Below are 17,205 nucleotides of genomic sequence, written 5' to 3' on the forward strand. Positions count from 1 at the left end.
ACGAAGACCGCATGGTTCAGTTCTCCGCGCCCACGCCCGAGAGGCGTTGCAACTGCTCCAGATCGGTCTTCATGCCCGAGGTCTCGCGGATGCGTTCCAGGATGTCGCGCTTGAGGCGCACGAACTCGGGCTCGTGCTTCAGGTCCTGCACGCGCTGGTCGCCGAAGGGCACGTCGTAAATGGTGTCGATGCGCCCCGGGCGCGGCGCCATCAGCACCACGCGGGAACCCAGGTACAGCGCTTCTTCCACGTCGTGCGTCACGAACACGATGGTGGCTTTCTCCAGCTTGTGCACGTAGCGGATCAGGTCGTGCATCACCTCGCGGGTTTGTGCGTCGAGCGCGCCGAAGGGCTCGTCCATCAGCACCACGTCGGGCTTGCCCATGAGCGCACGCGCAATCGCCACGCGCTGCTGCATGCCGCCCGAGAGCTGGTTGGGCCAGGCGTCGGCCACCGGCTGCAGGCCCATGAGGCGCAGCAGCGCGTCGGCCCGGCCCGAGGCGGCTTCCACGTCGGCCGAGGTGCGGCCGTCGGTGTGGGCCTTGAGCTGGCGGCAGAACTTGATGTTCTCCATCACCGTCATCCACGGGTAGAGGCTGTAGTGCTGGAACACCATGGCGCGGTCGATGCCCGGGCCGTCGACCGCGTGGCCGTCCACCAGCAGGTCGCCGCTGGTCTGTGTCTCCAGCCCGCCAATGGTGCGCAGCAGCGTGGACTTGCCGCAGCCCGAGGCGCCCACGAAGGTGACGAACTCGTTCTCGGCGATGTCGAGGTTGATGCCTTCGAGCGCGTTGATGGTCGCACCGTCAAAGCGCTTGGTGAGGCTGCGGATGGCGATCTTGGGCAGGGGAATGTGGGCGGTGCTCATGGAAAAAATGCCTTTGCTGGGTTTCGTTTCGCCTGACGCAGCGCCGTCGGGCGCACCGCGGAACTGGCTTCGCCAGGCCGCAGGTGCGGTCCCCCTGCGGCCGAAGGCCAGAGAGGGGGAAGACGCGAAGCGGCGCAGGGGGTGTTCATTTCAAATACAGCCAGGGGAAGGCGCGGCGGTGTCCCCAGCGAAAGAGCTGGTCGGTGACCAGCCCGATGAGGCCGATGACGATGATCCCGGCGAAGATGGTGTCGGTCTGCAGGAAACGCTGGGCGCGCAGGATGGCGTAGCCCAGGCCGGAGTTGGCGGCCACCAGTTCGGCCACCACCAGGTAGGTCCAGGCCCAGCCCATGGTGATGCGCATGGTGTCGAGCAGGGCGGGCTTGGCGCTTTGAAAGATCACTTTCTCGATCAGCTCCAGCCGGTTGGCGCCCATGGTCTGCGCCGCTTCGACCTGCGCGGCCGGCACGCGGCGCACGTCTTCGGCCACCATCAGCACCATCTGGAAAAAGGTGCCGATGAAGATGATGGCGATCTTCGAGCCTTCGCCAATGCCCACCCACAGCATCACCAGCGGAATGAAGGCGACCGCCGGCATGTAGCGGATGAAATCGGTCAGCGGCTCCAGCAACGCCTGCACCGAACGGAACGAGCCGATCAAGAGGCCCAGGGGCAGGGCAATGACCGCCGAGAGCAGAAAGCCCGCCACCACCCGGTAGATGCTGATGCCCATGTCCTCAAGCAGGCCGAGCTCGGTGGCCCAGGTCCAGGTCTTGGCCAGTACCTGCAAGGGCGCCGGCATGAACACCGGATCGATGCCACCCCACAGGCCCACCGCCGCCCAGAGCACCAAAGGAGTGAACAGCCCGGTGAGCGCAAGCACCCAATAGGTGCGTCGCGAGATCCCGGCACGCACGGTGAACAGATGGGAGCGTTTCCTGGGCCGTGTTGGTGCGCCCGCAGCGCGTGGCGCCGAGACAGCAGGGGAAAGGGGCAAGGACATGCGGGGCTCCTGGGCGGGTGACAAAAGGCGGAGAGGCATGGGCTTTGCAGCGCAAGCGTCTCCCGGGCTTTTGTCCCTCCGTGGAACCACGCGATGGTGGCCGACTGCTCTCGGACCAGACGGCTCAGACCGGCAAGTGATCTGAGCCCGGAACCCTAGCGGTCTTCAAGGCTGGCGTGTGTGTGGGCACAGCGCCTCTCTGCGGGGTGAGTTAGCAACTTCGGTGCCAGCCGCCACAGGAATGGGCAAGTCCCCGCCCACAGGCCCAGGTCCGGGTTGACGGGCTTGAACGGGCCAGGCGGTGTCGGTCGGTGCAAACACGCGGCGAATGCATCCACGGCAGAGCCCGGCTGACGGTCCAGGGAGGGCCGGTTGCTTGTGCCGTCAAGCATCGAAGGGCCTGATGGACCCACGATGAAATGTCACTTGAAGGTCTGATCGATGCCTGTTCGATCCGGCTCGTCGAGCTGTGCTGCCTGGCCATCGGCTGCAAATCTGCCGGCGCGCCGCCCGGAAACAAAAGCCCAAGCCAGGTGGTGGCCATGTCCCTTGAGCAACAGGCCGCCCTGGCCGGCCGAGCCCGCTGCGTAGAGGCCTGGCAAGGGTTGGTCATCGGCCCCCAGCACGCGGTGCTTGTTGTCGACCATCAGGCCGCCTTCGCTGTGAACAAAAACGGAACGCACAGGGCCCAGCGCTGCAAACGGTCCAGTGCCCAATGGCCGTATGCCACCCTCGGCCGCGCTGCGGGTCAGCGCCGCTGCGTCCATGCCCAGGCGCGCGGCCAGGCCGGCGATGGTGGGGGCTTCGTTGTACACGTCCGGTCGGTTGCGGCGGTAGTCGGGCACGTAGGCATAGGCAATACCGGGGGCGGTGGACACGAAGTCCGGCCAGGCCGAGAAGCGCCGCGCCAGTTCGGCGTCGATCAGTATGTAGCCGACCTTGTCGGGTTGGTCAGGCAGTCGCCAGGCCGGGCGGTCGCGCTCGTCACCGAAGCGCTCGCCGCGCTGGTTGACCAACACCGCGCCGGCGTCGAACAAGCCTGTGGACGGAGCCAGTGCGGTGGTGAGGAACTTCATCATCAGCGGCCGCAGGATGACCGGTGGCACGTGATCCAGCGCCCATTCCATCGTCAACGCCAACCATCGCCAGGGTGGCAAGCGGCGCACCAGGGTTTCGTTGGCGGGGGCCATGAACCGGATCTCGGGACCGAGCGCGAGGTCGCCATTGACGATGCGTGCGCCCAGCGCCTCGGCCATGCGCTGGCCGTCGCCCGTGGCAGTCACGTTGACGCCTTCCACCTTGGCTTCTTGAGCTCCCATGAAGCGCGCCTTGAAGTCGGGGCCGTTGGTGAAGTCACCAGCGGCCAGCACCACTCCGCCCCGCGCGTTGAAGCGACAGGCGCCGTCGCTGCACTCGGCCTCAACGGCGACCACACGCCCGCCCTGCTGCACGATGGACACCACGCGAGCGTCGGTGCGGATGTCCACGCCGGCGCGGCGCGCACGTCGCGTGAGGTGGTAGATGAAGGATCGCGAGTTGGGCAACACGTTGTGCATGCGTGGTTTGCGATGCGGCGGCTCGGGCATGGGGCCCATGAAGCGCACTCCCGAGTCGAGCAGCCACTGGAAGGTGGCGGGGATCTCGTCGCACAGCACGCGGCGCAGTGCGTCGTTGTCGCGCGCCGCCAGTTCACCAGCGAAGCCGGGCATGTCGGCCCAGTGGTCGGCCGGCGAATCGGTGATGCCGCGCTTGCGCTGGTGCGGCGTGCCGGTGGAGGTGACCGACCCGATGGACCATGCTGTGGAGCCGCCCAGTTGGGTATTTTTTTCGAGCAGCACCACGCTGCGTCCGGTCTCCCGGGCTTCAACGGCGGCGGCCAGGCCAGCGCCGCCGCCGCCGACCACCACCACGTCAAAGGTCTGTTCGCGCGGCGGCACGTCAATCGATCTTGAGGTTGGCGGCCTCAATCACGGCGTTCCACTTGGTGGTCTCGGCCTGGTTGCGCTTGACAGCCTCTTCAGGTGTGCCACCCAGCGCCTTCACACCCAACGTCGCCCAGCGATCCAGCAAATCGGGCGCCTTGAGCACCGCGTTGATCTCGGTGTTGAGCTTGTTCACGATGGGCGAGGGCACGCCGCTGGGCGCTGAAATGGTGTACCAGGGCACCGAGGCGTAGCCCGCCACGCCAGCTTCGGCCACGGTGGGCACGTCGGGCAGGCTCGGGTCGCGCTGTGTGCCGGTGACGGCGAGGGCGCGCACCTTGCCACTTTTCAGGTGCGGGTGCGCCGTGCCAAGGCTTTCAAACAGGATATGGATCTGACCGCCGAGCAGATCGGCCATGGCCGGTGCGCCGCCGCGGTAAGGCACATGCAGGTAGTCGATCTTGGTCATGTAGCGGAACAGCTCGGCCGCCATGTGCATGGCCGAGCCGTTGCCCGCCGAACCGTAGCTCAGCTGGCCGGGCCTGGTTTGTGCCAATGCCAGCAATTCCGTGACCGACCTGGCCGGCACGGACTGGTTCACCAGCAACACGCTGGGGCTTTCGGCCACCAGGATGACGGGCTGCAGATCCTTTGCCGGGTCGTAGCGCAGATTGTTGTAGAGCTTGACCGCGCCGTTGTGCGCGATGGTGGCGAGCACCAGCGTGTAGCCGTCGGCCGGCCCTTTGGCGACCTGTTCAGCACCAAGGTGTCCGCCAGAGCCGGGTTTGTTCTCCACCACCACCGGCTGCCCGAGGCGAGGCGACAAGCGTTCGGCGACCATGCGCGCGAGCAGGTCGGCCGGGCCGCCAGCGGCGTAAGGCACGACGATTTTGACCGGGCGCGAGGGGTATGCGTCCTGCGCCGTTGCGGTGAGGCTTGCCGCGCAAAGGCCCAGTGCCAGCAGCGATCGAAGGACGGAATTCTTGAACATGTCTTGTTTCCTGTTTGTGTTGCCTGGATCAGTCGAGTTGCAGGTTGGCTGCTTCGATCACGCGGTTCCACTTGACCGTCTCGCTCTTGAAAAAGGCGGCGGCCTCGGCTGGCGTGTTGGGCTTGTAAGTGAGACCCAGCTTGTCGTAGCGCGCCACCACCTCGGGCGACGCCAGCACGCGCTGCACATCCTGGTTGAGCTTGTCGACCAGCGCACCCGGCATGCTGGCCGGCGCTGCAAACGTGAACCACGAGGTGCCGCTGTAGCCGGGCACGCCGGACTCGGCGATGGTGGGCACATCGGGCAACCGGGGGTCGCGCCTGGGGCCGGTCACGGCCAGCACCCGCAGCTTGCCGCCCTGCACATGCGGCATCGCAGACGACATGTTGTCGAACATCACCTGCACCTGCCCAGCCATGAGGTCGATCAGCGCCGGACCGCTGCCCTTGTAGGGAATATGACCCATGCGCGTGCCGCTGGCAAGCTCGAACAAGGCGGTGACCATGTGCACCGACGTGCCCGCACCAGCCGAGGCGTAGTTGATCTTTCCGGGGTTGGCTTTGACGTCGGCGAGGAAGTCGCTGAAGGTTTTGTAGGGCGAGTTCGCCGGCACAACCACGACGTTGGGCGCCTCACCCAGGATCACGATGGGCTGGAGTTCGGTGGCCGGGTTGTAGGTGAGCTTGCGGTAACTGGCGTAGGCGGCGTGGATACCGATGGTGCCCACCATGAGGGTGTAGCCGTCACCCGGCGACCTGGCCACGAACTGCGCGCCCACGTGGCCACTGGCACCCGCCCGGTTCTCGACGATCACCGGTTGCCCGTATTGCGTCGCGAGCCGCTCCGCGAGGATGCGCGCGAGGATGTCGACCGCGCCACCGGGAGCCAGCGGCGCCACGATGCGCACCGTGCGGTTGGGAAAGTCCTGCTGCGCCAGCGCGGTGGTGCCGGTCAGCGAAAGCAGGCCAGCCAGGCCGATGAGGCCGAGGGAACGTCTGTTCATGCTTGTCTCCTTGTGGTTTGTTCGAGGGTGATCACGGGACGCTGCGCGTACGGCAGGTTCCATTGCCGACAGTTGCCGGCATCGACGATCTGGACCGGCAACTCGACGTGGGCGGGCACCGCCTCGCCGCGCAGGTGACGCACGGCGCATTCGGCGGCGAGGTAGGCCATCTGCATGGCGTTGAAGTCGGCCGTGGCCAACATGCGACCGGCGGCGATGGCCTCGATGGCCTGCGGGATCGCGTTGACGCCGACCACCGCAGCGGTGCGGCCGGCGGCATCGAGTGCGTCGAGCACACCCACGGCCATGATGTCGTTGGCCACCAGGCAGGCATCGAGTTCGGCGTGTTCGCTCAGCCATTGCGCGGACCGCTCGCGTGCCGTGTCGCGAGCGTAGTCGCCCGCGATCACGCCCACCACGGAGATACCGGGGAAGGTCGCGGCGGCCTCACGGAAGCCGCGCAGGCGTTCGTTGCTGGTGAACGACTCTGCAGGCCCGGTGACGATGAGCACCCGGCCTGTGCCGCCGAGGTGTTCGAACAGGTAGCGCGCAATCCCCATCGCCAGCGCATGATCGTCCGAACTCACGTAGGCCACGCTGGGTGCGGCATCGATCGGGTTGACAAAGCCGATCATGGGAATGCCGGCCTCGATCACGCGACGGATCGCAGGATTCACTTTGGTTGCGTGCACCGGTGAGAGCACGAAGGCATCTGGCAGAGGACGCAGCGCCAGCGCCTCTTCGATCAGCGCGCTCTGCTGTTCCGGGTCGTCGGGCGTCCGGGGTACGAAGTGCAGCACCTCCACGCCACCCAGTGCGGCGGCGGCCCGCTCGGCGCCGAGCCGTGCCGCACCATACGCGGGGTTGCTGAAGTTTTTGGTGAAAACAGCGAGTCTCATGGTGTCCTCGTCAAAGCCAACAGGTGTTGCTGCCGTGCCGTCCCAAGCAAAAACGCGGCCCCTCGGGGGGCAGGGAGCGCCACCCTGCGCGCGACCGTGCGGTCCACATCCTTCAGACCATGCCGCCGTTGGGTTGAATGATCTGGCCATGGATCCAGGACGCTTTGTCCGAAGCGAGGAAGGCCACCACCTCGGCCACCTCTTCAGGTCGGCCCACGCGGTTGAACGGGCTCATGCCGGCCGAGCGCGCGATGGCCGCGTCGTCCTTGCCGGCGCGGAACAGGTCCGTGTCCACCGGCCCCGGGGCCACGCCATTGACGCGCACCTTGCGCACGGCCAGTTCTTTCGACAGCGAGCGAAGCAGGCTTTCCACCGCCGCCTTGCTGGCCGTGTAGGGGCCGCCGCCCGGCACGGCCACGCGCACCATCGAGGTGGTCAGGCCGATGATGTTGCCCCCGTCTGCCACATGCCGCGCCGCTGCGCTGAGCACGTTGAAGGCGCCGACGATGTTGACCTCGACCAGCTTGCGGAAGTTGGCAGGGTCGAACTGGGCGAGCGGGCCTGGTGGCACGTTGATGCCGGCATTGGCCAGCACGCAATGCACGGCGCCGCCAAAGTCATGCGCCGCGTCGGCGAACACCTTCTCCACCTGGGCCGCATCGCAGATGTCCACCCTGTAGCCGCGCGTTCGCGATCCGCCAATGGTCTCGGGCAAATCGGGTGCGCTACTGACGAAGGTGTATGCCACGTCATGGCCGCTCTCGGCCAGCGTCCTCACACAGGCTGCGCCGATGCCGCGCGTGCCACCAAAAACGAGTGCCGTCTTGTTGCTCATGGAAATTCCTTGGTCGGTGAAATGGGCTCAGGCCTTGAAAGGCTTGCCGTAGATGGGTTCCTTGAAAGGAATAGGTGGCAGTTGCCAGGTGCCGGTGGACGGCGGGCGCACATCGGCGTCCACGTGCACGTCGATCACGCAGGGTCGCTTGTTCTTCAACGCTTGCTGCACCGTGACGCCCAGGTCTTGCGGGCGCGTGACGGTGTACCCGTCCGCACCGCAGGCGCGTGCCCAGGCCGCGAAGTCGGGGTTGTAGCGCGCGCCGGTTTCACCGTGGTAGAAGGCGGTGCCGATCTCACGGCCATCGAAGAGACCGTATTGCAGATCGCGAATCGCACCCCAGGCGAAGTTGTTCCAGACGATCCACACCACCGGCAGGTTGTATTCAACCGCCGTGCACAACACGTACGGCGCCATGGTGAATCCACCGTCGCCCACCACGGCCACGCAGGGCCGATCGGGCGCAGCCAGGGCTGCTCCCATCACCCCACACACGCCGAAGCCCATGCTGGAATAGCCCCAGCTGTTCAACATGCTCTGTGGCCGTTTGGCTTTCCAGAACTGCATGAACCAGTTGTGGTGCACGCCCGAATCGAGTGCCAGGATGACGTCGTCCGGCAGCACCTGCTGCAGCGTGCCCACCACGAACTCGGGGCGCAACGGGTTGGTCGAATCCCCGAAGTGCGGGCGCACAAATGCCTCCCATTCGGCCTGCCAGCCCTGTACGTTGGCCAGCCAGGGCGCATAGCGCTCGGCGTTGATGCCGGGACGTGCGGGCAGCGCGTTGAGCAGCTGGCGCGTGAACACCTGGATGTCGGCAATGATGCCCAGCGTGGGCGCATAGTTGCGGCCAAGCTCCTGTGGATCGATGTCCACATGCACCAGCCGGGTCGTGGGGAAGTTCCACGAATAGCCGTCGTGCCAACTGGACGAGCTGCGGTCGTCGAAGCGCGTGCCCAGCGTGATCACGAGGTCGGCACGGCGGCCCGCCTCGTTGGCCGGGTAGGCGCCGTTGCGGCCGATGAAGCCCAGCGCGAGCGGGTTGTCGCCCGCGATGCAACCCATGCCGTTGGGTGAGGTGATGACCGGAATGCCGAGCTGTTCGGCCAGCGCGGTGATCTCCGCCCCCGCTTCGGACAGCGTGGCGCCGTGGCCGATGAACAGCACCGGCTTGTGTGCTGCGGCCAGCAGGTCCAGCGTGGCCGCCACGTCCAGGTCGCTCGCACCCGGGCGGTGCGCGCAGTGCAGGTGGGAGGCCGGCGGCAGCTCCACGTCGGCTTCTTCCTGGTACACGTTGTACGGAATGTCCAGGTTCACCGGGCCGGGCCGGCCGGTGACCATGGTGTCCATGGCCTGGCGCAAGGCCAGCGGCAGCATGTCCACGCGCGAAGGCTGGAACGAACGTTTGACCACCGGGCGCATGACCTGCGCGAAATCGGCCTGGTTGTGTTTGTAGAGCTCCTGGAACGGCCCGCGGTTGTGCTGCGAGGTCGGCACGTTGGAGGTGATGGCCATGAAGGCCGACGAGTCCGACAGCGCCGTGGCCAGCGACATCACCATGTTGGCCGAGCCAGGGCCGGTGGAGGTGAGCGTGGCCACCGGCTTGTGCTTGACGCGGAAGTAAGCATCGGCCATGTGGCCGGCGCACTGTTCGTGGCGCGGCGACACCATCTGGATCTTGTCCTTCACGCCGTACAGGGCATCCAGAATGCCCACGTTTCCGTGGCCGCAGATGCCGAACACATACGGCACCTTTTCCTGGACCAGGTACTCGGCGATCAGTTCGCCACCTTTCATCTTGGGCATCTCTTGCTTTCCATCGGTTGTCGGTTTTTATCGGTTTGTTTCATGCGACGGTGAAGGTCACGACGCGCTCTTCGGTCATCTCGTGCACCGCGTAGCGTGGGCCCTCCCGGCCGAAGCCGCTGTCCTTGGAGCCGCCGTAGGGCATCAAGTCCACGCGCGAGCTCGAGGTCTCGTTGATGTGCACACCGCCCACCTCCAGTTTGAGGGCCGCGTTGAAGGCATCGCCCAAGCGGTTGGTGAAGAGGCCGGTGGCCAGGCCGAAGGGCGTGGCGTTGACGCGGTCGATCGCCTGCGCGAGCGATTTGAACGGCACGATGCAGACCACCGGGCCAAAGATTTCGCTGCAGCCAACCTGCATGCGGTCGTCGATGCCCGTGAGCAGCGTGGGCGCCACCACCGCACCCTCGCGCGTGCCACCCGCCAGGCACTGCGCACCGGCAGCCACGGCCTCGGCCACCCAGGCTTCGATGCGCCGCGCCGCTTGCTCGCTGATCACCGGGCCAACGAAGGTCTTGGGGTCTGTCGGGTCGCCGTAGGCCAGCGCCTGCACCAGCTTGGTCAGGCGCGTTTCCACCGCCTCCTGCAGCGATTCGTGCACCAGCAGCAGCTGCACCGACGTGCAGACCTGGCCAGCCTTGCGGTAACCAGCGTTGACGATCTTGGGCAACGCCATGTCGAGGTTGGCGTCGTCGCAGACGATGGTGCAGGCGATGGAGCCGAGTTCCATCTGCGTGCGCCGCAGGCCGGCGGCCTGCTGGATCTGACGACCCACCTCGGTGCTGCCGGTGAAGGCGAAGAAGCGCACGCGCGGGTCGTCCTGCAGGTGCTTCACCACCTCGGCGCTGCCGTGCAGCACACACAGAAAGCCGGGCGGCACGCCCGCGTCCAGCAGCACCTGCGCCAGCAGCATGGCCGTGAGCGGTGTGTGCGTTGACGGCTTGAGGATCACCGCATTGCCCGCTGCCAGCGCTGGCGCCACCTTGTGCGTGACGGTGTTCAGCGGCGAGTTGAACGGCGTGATGGCGGCCACCACGCCCAGCGGCACGCGCAAGGTGAAACCCAGGCGCCCGGCCTGCCCGGGCGCACCGGCCAGCGGAATCACGTCGCCGGCCAGGCGACGCGCTTCCTCGGACGACAGCTTGAGCGTCTGGATGCAGCGACGAACCTCGCCGGTGGCATCGGATTGGGTGAAGCCGGCTTCTGCCTGCATGGTCCGCACGAACTCGTCGAGCCGCGTTTCCATGAGCGCCGCGGCGCGGTCCAGCACCACCCCGCGTTCGTAAGCCACGGGCGCGCCCCGGTGGAAAGCGGCGTGTGCCACATCCACCGCGTGGCGCACCTGCGCGGCATCGGCGATGGTGATGGTGGCAAATGGCTGCAGGCGGAACTTGTCGAGCACGTCGACGCGTGCGCCCGCGCCCTGGACTTGCTCGCCGTCGATCAGCAGGTGGTGCATGGTGGGGGTTGCCGTGCCCTGCACGGCGGTCGCCAGGCGGTTCATCACAGCACCTCCTCGTCGTCGCTGGCCGGTGTGGTGATCACCAGAAACACCAGGCCCTGTGTGCCGGTGTTGGTGAAGCTGTGGCGCACGCCGGGGGGCACAAACACGTAGTCGTGCGGGCGCATCAGGTTCTTCGTGTCGTCCAGCGTGAGCATGCCCTCGCCTTCGAGAACGTAATACACCTGCTCCTGCACCTTGTGCACATGCTCGCCCACATAGGCGGCGGGCGCGTAGCGCGAGATGCGGAAATCCACCCGCTTGCTGCCCGTGGTTTCTGGCCCGGCGAGCTCCTTGGACAGCGCGCCGCCAAAATGGCCCGGGTATTCTTTCCAGGGCATGTTGGCCATCTTCTCCAGCAGCAGTCTGAGCTCTGGTTTCTGGGTCATCTTGTTTCCTTCCTTGTCAATGTGTCAGAGCCAGAGGATCTGCTTGCGGTATTCGAGCTGGGTGAGCAGGGGCTCTGCCGGCCCCTCGTGGAACACAGCGCCGCGCTCCAGGGCGTAGGCACGGTCGGCCAGAGCGAGCACGAGGTCGAGGTTGTGCTCGACGATGACGATGGACACATGCTGGCGCAAGCGGTCGAACACGGTGAACAGCTCCTGCACCACGGTGGGGGCCAGGCCCTCGAAGGGCTCGTCGAGCAGCAACAGTTTCACGTTGCCCGACAGCGCCCGCGCCACCGCCACCATCTGCTGCTCACCACCCGAGAGGTAGTCGGCCGCGATGTGCATGCGTTCCTTGATGCGCGGGAAGTATTCAAAGATTTTCTGCTCGTCCCAGACCACACCGGTGCTGCCATCGGTGCGCCGTGCCAGGCGGCCCAGCGACAGGTTCTCAGCCACGGTCATGCCTGCGAACAGGCCTCGGCCTTGTGGCACGTAGCCAATGCCCAGCCGCGCGATGTCTGGCGCGCTCATGCCCGCGATGTCCACGCCGTTGAACGTCACGCTGCCGCTGGCCGGCGGCACCAGACCCACCAGGCTTTTGAGCAAAGTCGATTTGCCCGCGCCGTTGCGACCCAGCAGCGCCACGATTTCGCCCTCGCGCACCTGCAGGCTGGCGTCGTTGAGGATGTGGCTCTTGCCGTAAAAGGCGTTGACCTTGTTGAAGTCGAGCACCAGCGGTCGCTCGCCCGTGGCCACACCGGTGCGCCCGGTCACAGGCGGCGTACCGGTGCCGGTGTAGATCTCCTGCACGCGCCGGTCGTCTCGCACCTCGTCGGGCGTGCCGCTCATCAAAACCTCGCCCTGGTTCATCACCGTGACGCGGTGCGACAGCTCCAGCACGCGGTCGATGTCGTGCTCCACGATCAGCACCGGGATGTTGCTGGCGATGGTTTTCACCAGCCGCGCCACACGTTCGCGTTCGGCCGCGGCCAGGCCGGCCAGTGGTTCGTCCATCAACAGCACCTGCGGCTTGGAGCCGATCGCGATGCCCAGGTCGACCAGGCGCTGACCACCGTAGGACAGGTCGCCGCCTTCCACCGCTTCCATGCCCTGCAGGCCGAGGAACTTCATCAGTTCGGCGGTCTCGGCGTGGATCTCGGGGTAGCTGTCGATGTCGCGCCAGACGTTGAAGCGAGCCGGGTGCCGGGCTTGCAGCGAGAGCCGCAGGTTCTCCTGGATCGTCAAGCCCTTGAACAGGTTGGTGATCTGGAACGATCTCGCCAGACCCTGCTGGCAGATGCCGTCGGGCGCCAGGTGGTGGATCTCCTTGCCGTGCAGGCGCACGGTGCCGGTGCTGGGCGGGAACATGCCCGAGATCAGGTTGAAGGTGGTCGTCTTGCCGGCGCCGTTGGGACCAATCAAGGCATGGATCTGCCCGGCCTCGACCGCGATGTTGGCGCCCTTCACAGCCTGGATGCCACCGAATCGCATGCCGACGTCGCTGGCCTCCAGCACCGTGCCTTCGTGCCGTGTGGGCCGCAAGAACTCGGGCAGCGGGAGACCTTCAAAAATCTGGCGTTTGTTCATCGCCGCGCCGTCTTCGGGCGGCGGGCGCAGGCGCCGCTGGATCTGGCCCCAGATACCGGTGAGACCCGACGGCGAAAAAATGATGAAGCCGACGAAGATCAGGCCGAAGTACAGCAGCCAGTTGTCGGTCCACATCGAGAACAGTTCGCGAAACAACAGGAAGAACAACGCGCCCAAGGCCGGGCCCAGGAAGCTGTGCATGCCGCCGATGACCACCATGGCAAGCAGCTCCCCGGAGAAGTGCACCGCGGTGGATTCCGCTGCGGCGAGGCGGTGCAGGAACACCATGAGCGAGCCCGCCAGTGCCGTGACGGTGGCAGACAGCACGAAGGCCACCAGCTTGTAGCGCTCGACGTTGTAGCCCTGAAAGGTGGCGCGCTGCTGGTTCTCACGGATCGCCACCAGCACGTGGCCGAAGGGCGAACGGATCACGCGGTGCAACACGCACAGGACCGCCAAGCCGATCAGCGCCGTGAACACGTAGAAGCTCAGGTGGTCGTTGAGGTCAATGGGGCCGAAGGTGGCGCGCTCGATGCCACCCAGCCCGCCTTCGCCGCCGGTCACGCTGGTCCAGCGGAACGACACGGCAAAGGTCAGTGCACAGAGCGCCAGCGTGAGCAGTGAAAAATACACACCTCGGCGGCGCAGGATCAGAAAGCCCACGATCAGCGACAGCGCGGCGGTGAACAGCACCGAGAACAGCATGGGCAGCAGCATCTGGTCCTTGAACCAGTGCAGTTGCGCCAGCCCGGCGGCGTAGCCGCCGATGCCGAACCAGGCAGCGTGGCCGAAAGAGACCAGGCCGGTGAAGCCCACCAGCAGATTCAGCCCCATGGCCGCCAGGGCCAGGATCACAACCACGGTGGCCGAGTCCAGTGTGAGACCGATGGCCTGGAACGCGATGGGCAGTGCCACCAGAGCGGCCGCGCCGATCCACAGAGGTCGGTGTTTGCTTGTCAGATAGGCATTCATTGTTCTGGTACTCACTCGAAGCGCTCGATGCGCTCACCCAACAGGCCGCGCGGGCGGAACATCAACACCAGGAACATCAACACGTACATCGATGCTTCGCTGGCCGCAGGCATGAAGTGGGTCGTGATGCCGCGCACAACGCCGACCAGCAAGGCCGCCGCCACCACGCCCCAGAAGCTGCCCAGGCCGCCAATGACCACCACCACAAAGGCCACCGTCATGATCTCCATGCCCATGGCCGGGTGCACGATGGCGATCGGGCCGAACAGCACGCCGCCCAATGCGGCCGTGCCCACGCCCAGCACCACGATCGCCGTCATGTAGGGCTGCAGCTTGATGCCCAGCACGGCCACCATGTCCGGCTTCTGCACACCGGCGCGCACCACACGGCCAAAGGCTGTCTTGTGCATCAGCAGCCAGATGCCGGTCATGACCACGATCACCACGGCCAGGATGAAGAGGCGGTATTTGGACAGCATGAACTCGCCCAGCATCACGTTGCCCTTGAACCCGTCGGGCATGTTCGATGCAAGCGGGGCCGATCCCCAGATCATGCGCAGGGCCTGCTCGGCCACCAGGGCCAGGCCAAACGTCACCAACAGGCTGAGGATGGGATCGGCCGAGTAGAAGCGGCGCAGCAGGAAACGTTCGAACAGGATGCCGATCAGGCCCACCAGCAAGGGAGTGATGAGAATGCTGGGGCCGAAGCCGGTGACCTTGATCACCTCCAACGACAGGTAGGCGCCCAGCGCATAGAAAGCCCCGTGCGCGAGGTTGACGATGCCGCCCACGCTGAAGATCAGCGAAAGGCCCAGGGCGAGCAGCAGGTAATAGCCGCCGAGCACCAGGCCGTTGACGACCTGCTCGAGCAAAAAGACGATTTGCATGGGAGTCCGGAGAAGGGAAAGGGGCCGGCACGCAAGGGTGCCGGCCAGGGCCGCTTACGGCGTGCTCACATCTTGCAAGCGCTCTCCGCCCTTGGCGGCGCCAGTTTTTCCAGCGACTCGTTGGCGCCAGGCACCGCCTCGCCGAACAGCAAGAAGTCCTGCTTGTTCCTGGCCTGACCCTTGGGCTTGACCGTGAACGGATAAGCCTCCTGCATGAGCTGGTGGTCCCAGCTGCGGAAGTAGGCCTTGCGTGCCTTGAGCACGTCAAACTGCGCCTCGCTCTCGAAGTAGGCGATGACCTTGTCGGTGTCGGTTGACTGGGTCTCCTTGATCGCCTGCACCAGCATCATCATCGACACGTATTCGATCCATGCGTGGTTCTCGGGAATGCGTCCGTACTTCTTGGTGAACCTTTCGACGAAGGCCTGCGAGCCCGGTGTCTTGAGCTCGTGGTGCCAGACCGTGGGCCAGATGCCGCCCAGGTTGCCTTCGCCTGCGGCCCAGGCGTCGGCAGTGTTGAGGTTGAAGCCCGCCACCGGAATCTGCAGACCGAACTCAGCGTACTGTTTGACGAAGTTGGTGACCTGGTTGCCGCCCAGGTTGGTGGCGATCAGGTCGGGCCGCGCCTGGCGGATCTTGATCATCTGCGAGCTGAAGTCCGTCAGGTCGGTCGGCACCAGTTCGTCACCGATCACCGTGGCGCCGTTGGCGGAGAAGAAGCGCTTGGCCTGGCGCGAGAGGTCGTGGCCGAACAGGTAGTCGGAGGTGAGCGCGTAAACCCTCTTTCCCTTGACCAATCCCTCGCGCAGCAGCGCTTCGCCAGCTGCATTGACCATCACCGTGACGGGAATGTCGACGTGGAAGGTGTAGCGGTTGCAGTCCTTGCCGCGCAATGCGTCAGACCGGGCGCCGATGCTCATGAACATCGTCTTGTTGCGCGCTGCCACCTGCGAGATGGTGAGCGCCGAGGCCGAGTTGATCTCACCCATGAGGAAAGCCACCTTGTCGCGCTCGATCATGCGCTGCGCCTTGCTCGAGGCGGTCTGCGGATTGACCGAGTCTTCGCTGATCAGGTCGATCTGGCGGCCGAGCACGCCACCGGCGGCGTTGACTTCCTCCACCGCCATCTTGATGCCCTGCACCGCGTAGTCGCCCAGGGCCCCGAGAAAACCGGTGAGCGGCGTGAGATGGCCGATCTTGATTTTTTCGGCCTGTGCGTGCACGAGCGTGGGCAGACCCAGCGCCGCGCTGCCAGCCACCAACGCGCCGGTCTTGAGCATCGTTCGACGATGGGACGAAGGCGTTGTGTCGGACGCCCTGGAAAGGTTTTTGGTCTGCATGTCTTGTCTCCTGTAGTGGGTTCTTCCGGTACGCGAAGGCCATCATAGGAAGGAGCCTCCCAGATGGAAAATACTGTTTTCCGAGATGGGCTATCGCTTTTACTTATGGGCTGTTCCACTATGCTCGCACCACCACAACAGGAGACACGGCATGGACCTGCGGCAGCTCAAATACTTCGTGCAGATCGTGGAGAGCGGCAGCCTGGCCAAGGCCTCCCGCCAGCTCTACATCGCACAGCCAGCGCTCAGCCAGCACGTGGCCAAGCTCGAAGCGGAGGTAGGCAAGCCGCTTCTGATCCGCACCGCCAAGGGCGTGACGCCCACCGAAAACGGCGCCGCGTTGCACCACCATGCGCGCTTCATGCTGCGCCAGCTCGATCAGGCTTTGTCCATCGCGCGGCAGGAGCCGGGCACGGTGCACGGCATGGTCTCGGTGGGCCTGGCGGCCACCACGGTTTGTGCGGTGGGCGTGCCCTTCATGCGCCGCATCCGCGAGAAGTACCCCGGCATCGTGCTCAACGTGGTCGAGGGCATGAGCGGGCACCTCGCGCAAATGATGCGGCTGGGCCAGCTTGATCTGGCCATCCTCTTCAGCCGCGACGCCGTGCCCGACCTGCCGGCCGAACCGTTGGTGGAAGAAGAGCTCTTCGTCATGATGCCGGACGACAGCACGCTGGTGGCCCCCCGGCGCATCAAGCTCAGTTGCGCCGAAACTGCGGAACTCCCGCTCATCCTGCCCACCGGCATCCACGGCTTGCGCCGCCGCATCTCGGCCGAATTCGAACAGCGCAACCTCACCACCCGTGTGGTGGCCGAAATCGATTCCCTCTCGCTGCTCATGACCTGCGTTCGCGACGGCATGGGCGCCACCATCAAGCCCATGGCTGCGGCCCTGCTCGAAGGCAAGATGCGCGAGAAATGGCGCACGCTGGCGTTTTCCGACGCGGACATGAAGCGGCCCAACTATTTGTTTTCGGTGGTGGCCGACCGGCTCACACCCGCAGCGGCGGCGGTGCGGGCGGAGCTGCGGGAGACGGTGAAGGACCTGGTGGTGAGTGGGGAGTGGCGGGGGGTGAACCTGATCTGAAGAAACGACGAGGTCGCCTCACCGACTCAAACGCGCTTGTCGCTGGTTGCCGGAGTGATCGAACGCCAATCGACGGGGAAGGAAACAGGTCCGAACACCCTTCAAACGCCGGCACGCC

14 protein-coding genes and 1 riboswitch are annotated in these 17,205 nt (G+C 65.7%); of the genes, 1 reads left to right on the forward strand and 13 read right to left on the reverse strand.

Annotation, left to right across the window (positions count from 1 at the left end; all coding sequences use genetic code 11):
• Positions 1–16 precede the first annotated feature (16 nt).
• The 13 genes from QUV35_RS15180 to QUV35_RS15240 form a co-directional block, all read right to left on the reverse strand.
• A complete protein-coding gene (locus tag QUV35_RS15180; protein WP_300875849.1) occupies positions 17–868 on the reverse strand; it encodes an ABC transporter ATP-binding protein in 852 nt (283 codons plus the stop codon).
• A gap of 145 nt (positions 869–1,013) precedes the next feature.
• Positions 1,014–1,871, reverse strand: coding sequence for an ABC transporter permease (locus QUV35_RS15185; protein ID WP_300875851.1), 858 nt, complete (start codon positions 1,869–1,871; stop codon positions 1,014–1,016).
• Between the two features lie 57 nt (positions 1,872–1,928).
• Positions 1,929–2,041, reverse strand: a riboswitch (guanidine-I (ykkC/yxkD leader).
• 252 nt (positions 2,042–2,293) lie between these two features.
• Positions 2,294–3,808, reverse strand: a complete 1,515-nt coding sequence (locus QUV35_RS15190; protein ID WP_300875853.1) for an FAD-dependent oxidoreductase — start codon at positions 3,806–3,808, stop codon at positions 2,294–2,296.
• 1 nt (position 3,809) lies between these two features.
• Positions 3,810–4,784, reverse strand: a complete 975-nt coding sequence (locus QUV35_RS15195; RefSeq protein WP_300875855.1) for a tripartite tricarboxylate transporter substrate binding protein — start codon at positions 4,782–4,784, stop codon at positions 3,810–3,812.
• A gap of 28 nt (positions 4,785–4,812) precedes the next feature.
• On the reverse strand, positions 4,813–5,787 hold the full coding sequence (locus tag QUV35_RS15200) for a tripartite tricarboxylate transporter substrate binding protein (RefSeq protein ID WP_300875858.1): 975 nt from the start codon (positions 5,785–5,787) through the stop codon (positions 4,813–4,815).
• The gene (locus tag QUV35_RS15205) at positions 5,784–6,686 is read right to left on the reverse strand and encodes a sugar ABC transporter substrate-binding protein (RefSeq protein ID WP_300875860.1); all 903 of its coding nucleotides are present in this window, start codon (positions 6,684–6,686) and stop codon (positions 5,784–5,786) included. The genes QUV35_RS15200 and QUV35_RS15205 overlap by 4 nt, the downstream gene beginning before the upstream one ends.
• Before the next feature lie 112 nt (positions 6,687–6,798).
• Positions 6,799–7,521 carry an SDR family oxidoreductase gene (locus QUV35_RS15210; protein WP_300875862.1) on the reverse strand — a complete coding sequence of 241 codons (723 nt, stop codon included), beginning with the start codon at positions 7,519–7,521 and terminating at the stop codon, positions 6,799–6,801.
• 27 nt (positions 7,522–7,548) lie between these two features.
• Complete coding sequence (locus QUV35_RS15215) at positions 7,549–9,327, reverse strand: thiamine pyrophosphate-binding protein (RefSeq protein WP_300875864.1); 1,779 nt, start codon at positions 9,325–9,327, stop codon at positions 7,549–7,551.
• Positions 9,328–9,367: 40 nt separating this feature from the next.
• Complete coding sequence (locus tag QUV35_RS15220; protein ID WP_300875867.1) at positions 9,368–10,828, reverse strand: aldehyde dehydrogenase family protein; 1,461 nt, start codon at positions 10,826–10,828, stop codon at positions 9,368–9,370.
• A complete protein-coding gene (locus tag QUV35_RS15225) occupies positions 10,828–11,214 on the reverse strand; it encodes a cupin domain-containing protein (protein WP_300875870.1) in 387 nt (128 codons plus the stop codon). The genes QUV35_RS15220 and QUV35_RS15225 overlap by 1 nt, the downstream gene beginning before the upstream one ends.
• A 24-nt stretch (positions 11,215–11,238) precedes the next feature.
• Positions 11,239–13,773, reverse strand: coding sequence for a branched-chain amino acid ABC transporter ATP-binding protein/permease (locus QUV35_RS15230; RefSeq protein ID WP_300875873.1), 2,535 nt, complete (start codon positions 13,771–13,773; stop codon positions 11,239–11,241).
• An 11-nt stretch (positions 13,774–13,784) separates the two neighbouring features.
• A complete protein-coding gene (locus QUV35_RS15235) occupies positions 13,785–14,660 on the reverse strand; it encodes a branched-chain amino acid ABC transporter permease (protein WP_300875876.1) in 876 nt (291 codons plus the stop codon).
• Positions 14,661–14,725: 65 nt separating this feature from the next.
• Complete coding sequence (locus tag QUV35_RS15240; protein WP_300875879.1) at positions 14,726–16,000, reverse strand: ABC transporter substrate-binding protein; 1,275 nt, start codon at positions 15,998–16,000, stop codon at positions 14,726–14,728.
• Positions 16,001–16,151: 151 nt separating this feature from the next.
• On the opposite strand from QUV35_RS15240, the gene QUV35_RS15245 reads away from it, so the two are divergent.
• Positions 16,152–17,087: a LysR substrate-binding domain-containing protein gene (locus tag QUV35_RS15245; RefSeq protein ID WP_300875882.1), complete on the forward strand. Its 936-nt coding sequence runs from the start codon at positions 16,152–16,154 to the stop codon at positions 17,085–17,087.
• The last annotated feature ends 118 nt before the right edge of the window (positions 17,088–17,205 follow it).

The sequence above is a fragment of the Hydrogenophaga sp. genome (assembly GCF_030373225.1).
Classification (GTDB): domain Bacteria; phylum Pseudomonadota; class Gammaproteobacteria; order Burkholderiales; family Burkholderiaceae_C; genus Hydrogenophaga.

What these genes read in the sequence shown, in the direction of transcription:
- QUV35_RS15185 (WP_300875851.1), bottom strand. Translation starts at nt 1,871, where the DNA reads ATGTCCTTGCCCCTTTCCCCTGCTGTCTCGGCGCCACGCGCTGCGGGC.
- QUV35_RS15225 (WP_300875870.1), bottom strand. Translation starts at nt 11,214, where the DNA reads ATGACCCAGAAACCAGAGCTCAGACTGCTGCTGGAGAAGATGGCCAAC.
- QUV35_RS15200 (WP_300875858.1), bottom strand. Translation starts at nt 5,787, where the DNA reads ATGAACAGACGTTCCCTCGGCCTCATCGGCCTGGCTGGCCTGCTTTCG.
- QUV35_RS15235 (WP_300875876.1), bottom strand. Translation starts at nt 14,660, where the DNA reads ATGCAAATCGTCTTTTTGCTCGAGCAGGTCGTCAACGGCCTGGTGCTC.
- QUV35_RS15240 (WP_300875879.1), bottom strand. Translation starts at nt 16,000, where the DNA reads ATGCAGACCAAAAACCTTTCCAGGGCGTCCGACACAACGCCTTCGTCC.
- QUV35_RS15215 (WP_300875864.1), bottom strand. Translation starts at nt 9,327, where the DNA reads ATGCCCAAGATGAAAGGTGGCGAACTGATCGCCGAGTACCTGGTCCAG.
- QUV35_RS15180 (WP_300875849.1), bottom strand. Translation starts at nt 868, where the DNA reads ATGAGCACCGCCCACATTCCCCTGCCCAAGATCGCCATCCGCAGCCTC.
- QUV35_RS15210 (WP_300875862.1), bottom strand. Translation starts at nt 7,521, where the DNA reads ATGAGCAACAAGACGGCACTCGTTTTTGGTGGCACGCGCGGCATCGGC.
- QUV35_RS15195 (WP_300875855.1), bottom strand. Translation starts at nt 4,784, where the DNA reads ATGTTCAAGAATTCCGTCCTTCGATCGCTGCTGGCACTGGGCCTTTGC.
- QUV35_RS15205 (WP_300875860.1), bottom strand. Translation starts at nt 6,686, where the DNA reads ATGAGACTCGCTGTTTTCACCAAAAACTTCAGCAACCCCGCGTATGGT.
- QUV35_RS15230 (WP_300875873.1), bottom strand. Translation starts at nt 13,773, where the DNA reads ATGAATGCCTATCTGACAAGCAAACACCGACCTCTGTGGATCGGCGCG.
- QUV35_RS15220 (WP_300875867.1), bottom strand. Translation starts at nt 10,828, where the DNA reads ATGAACCGCCTGGCGACCGCCGTGCAGGGCACGGCAACCCCCACCATG.
- QUV35_RS15245 (WP_300875882.1), top strand. Translation starts at nt 16,152, where the DNA reads ATGGACCTGCGGCAGCTCAAATACTTCGTGCAGATCGTGGAGAGCGGC.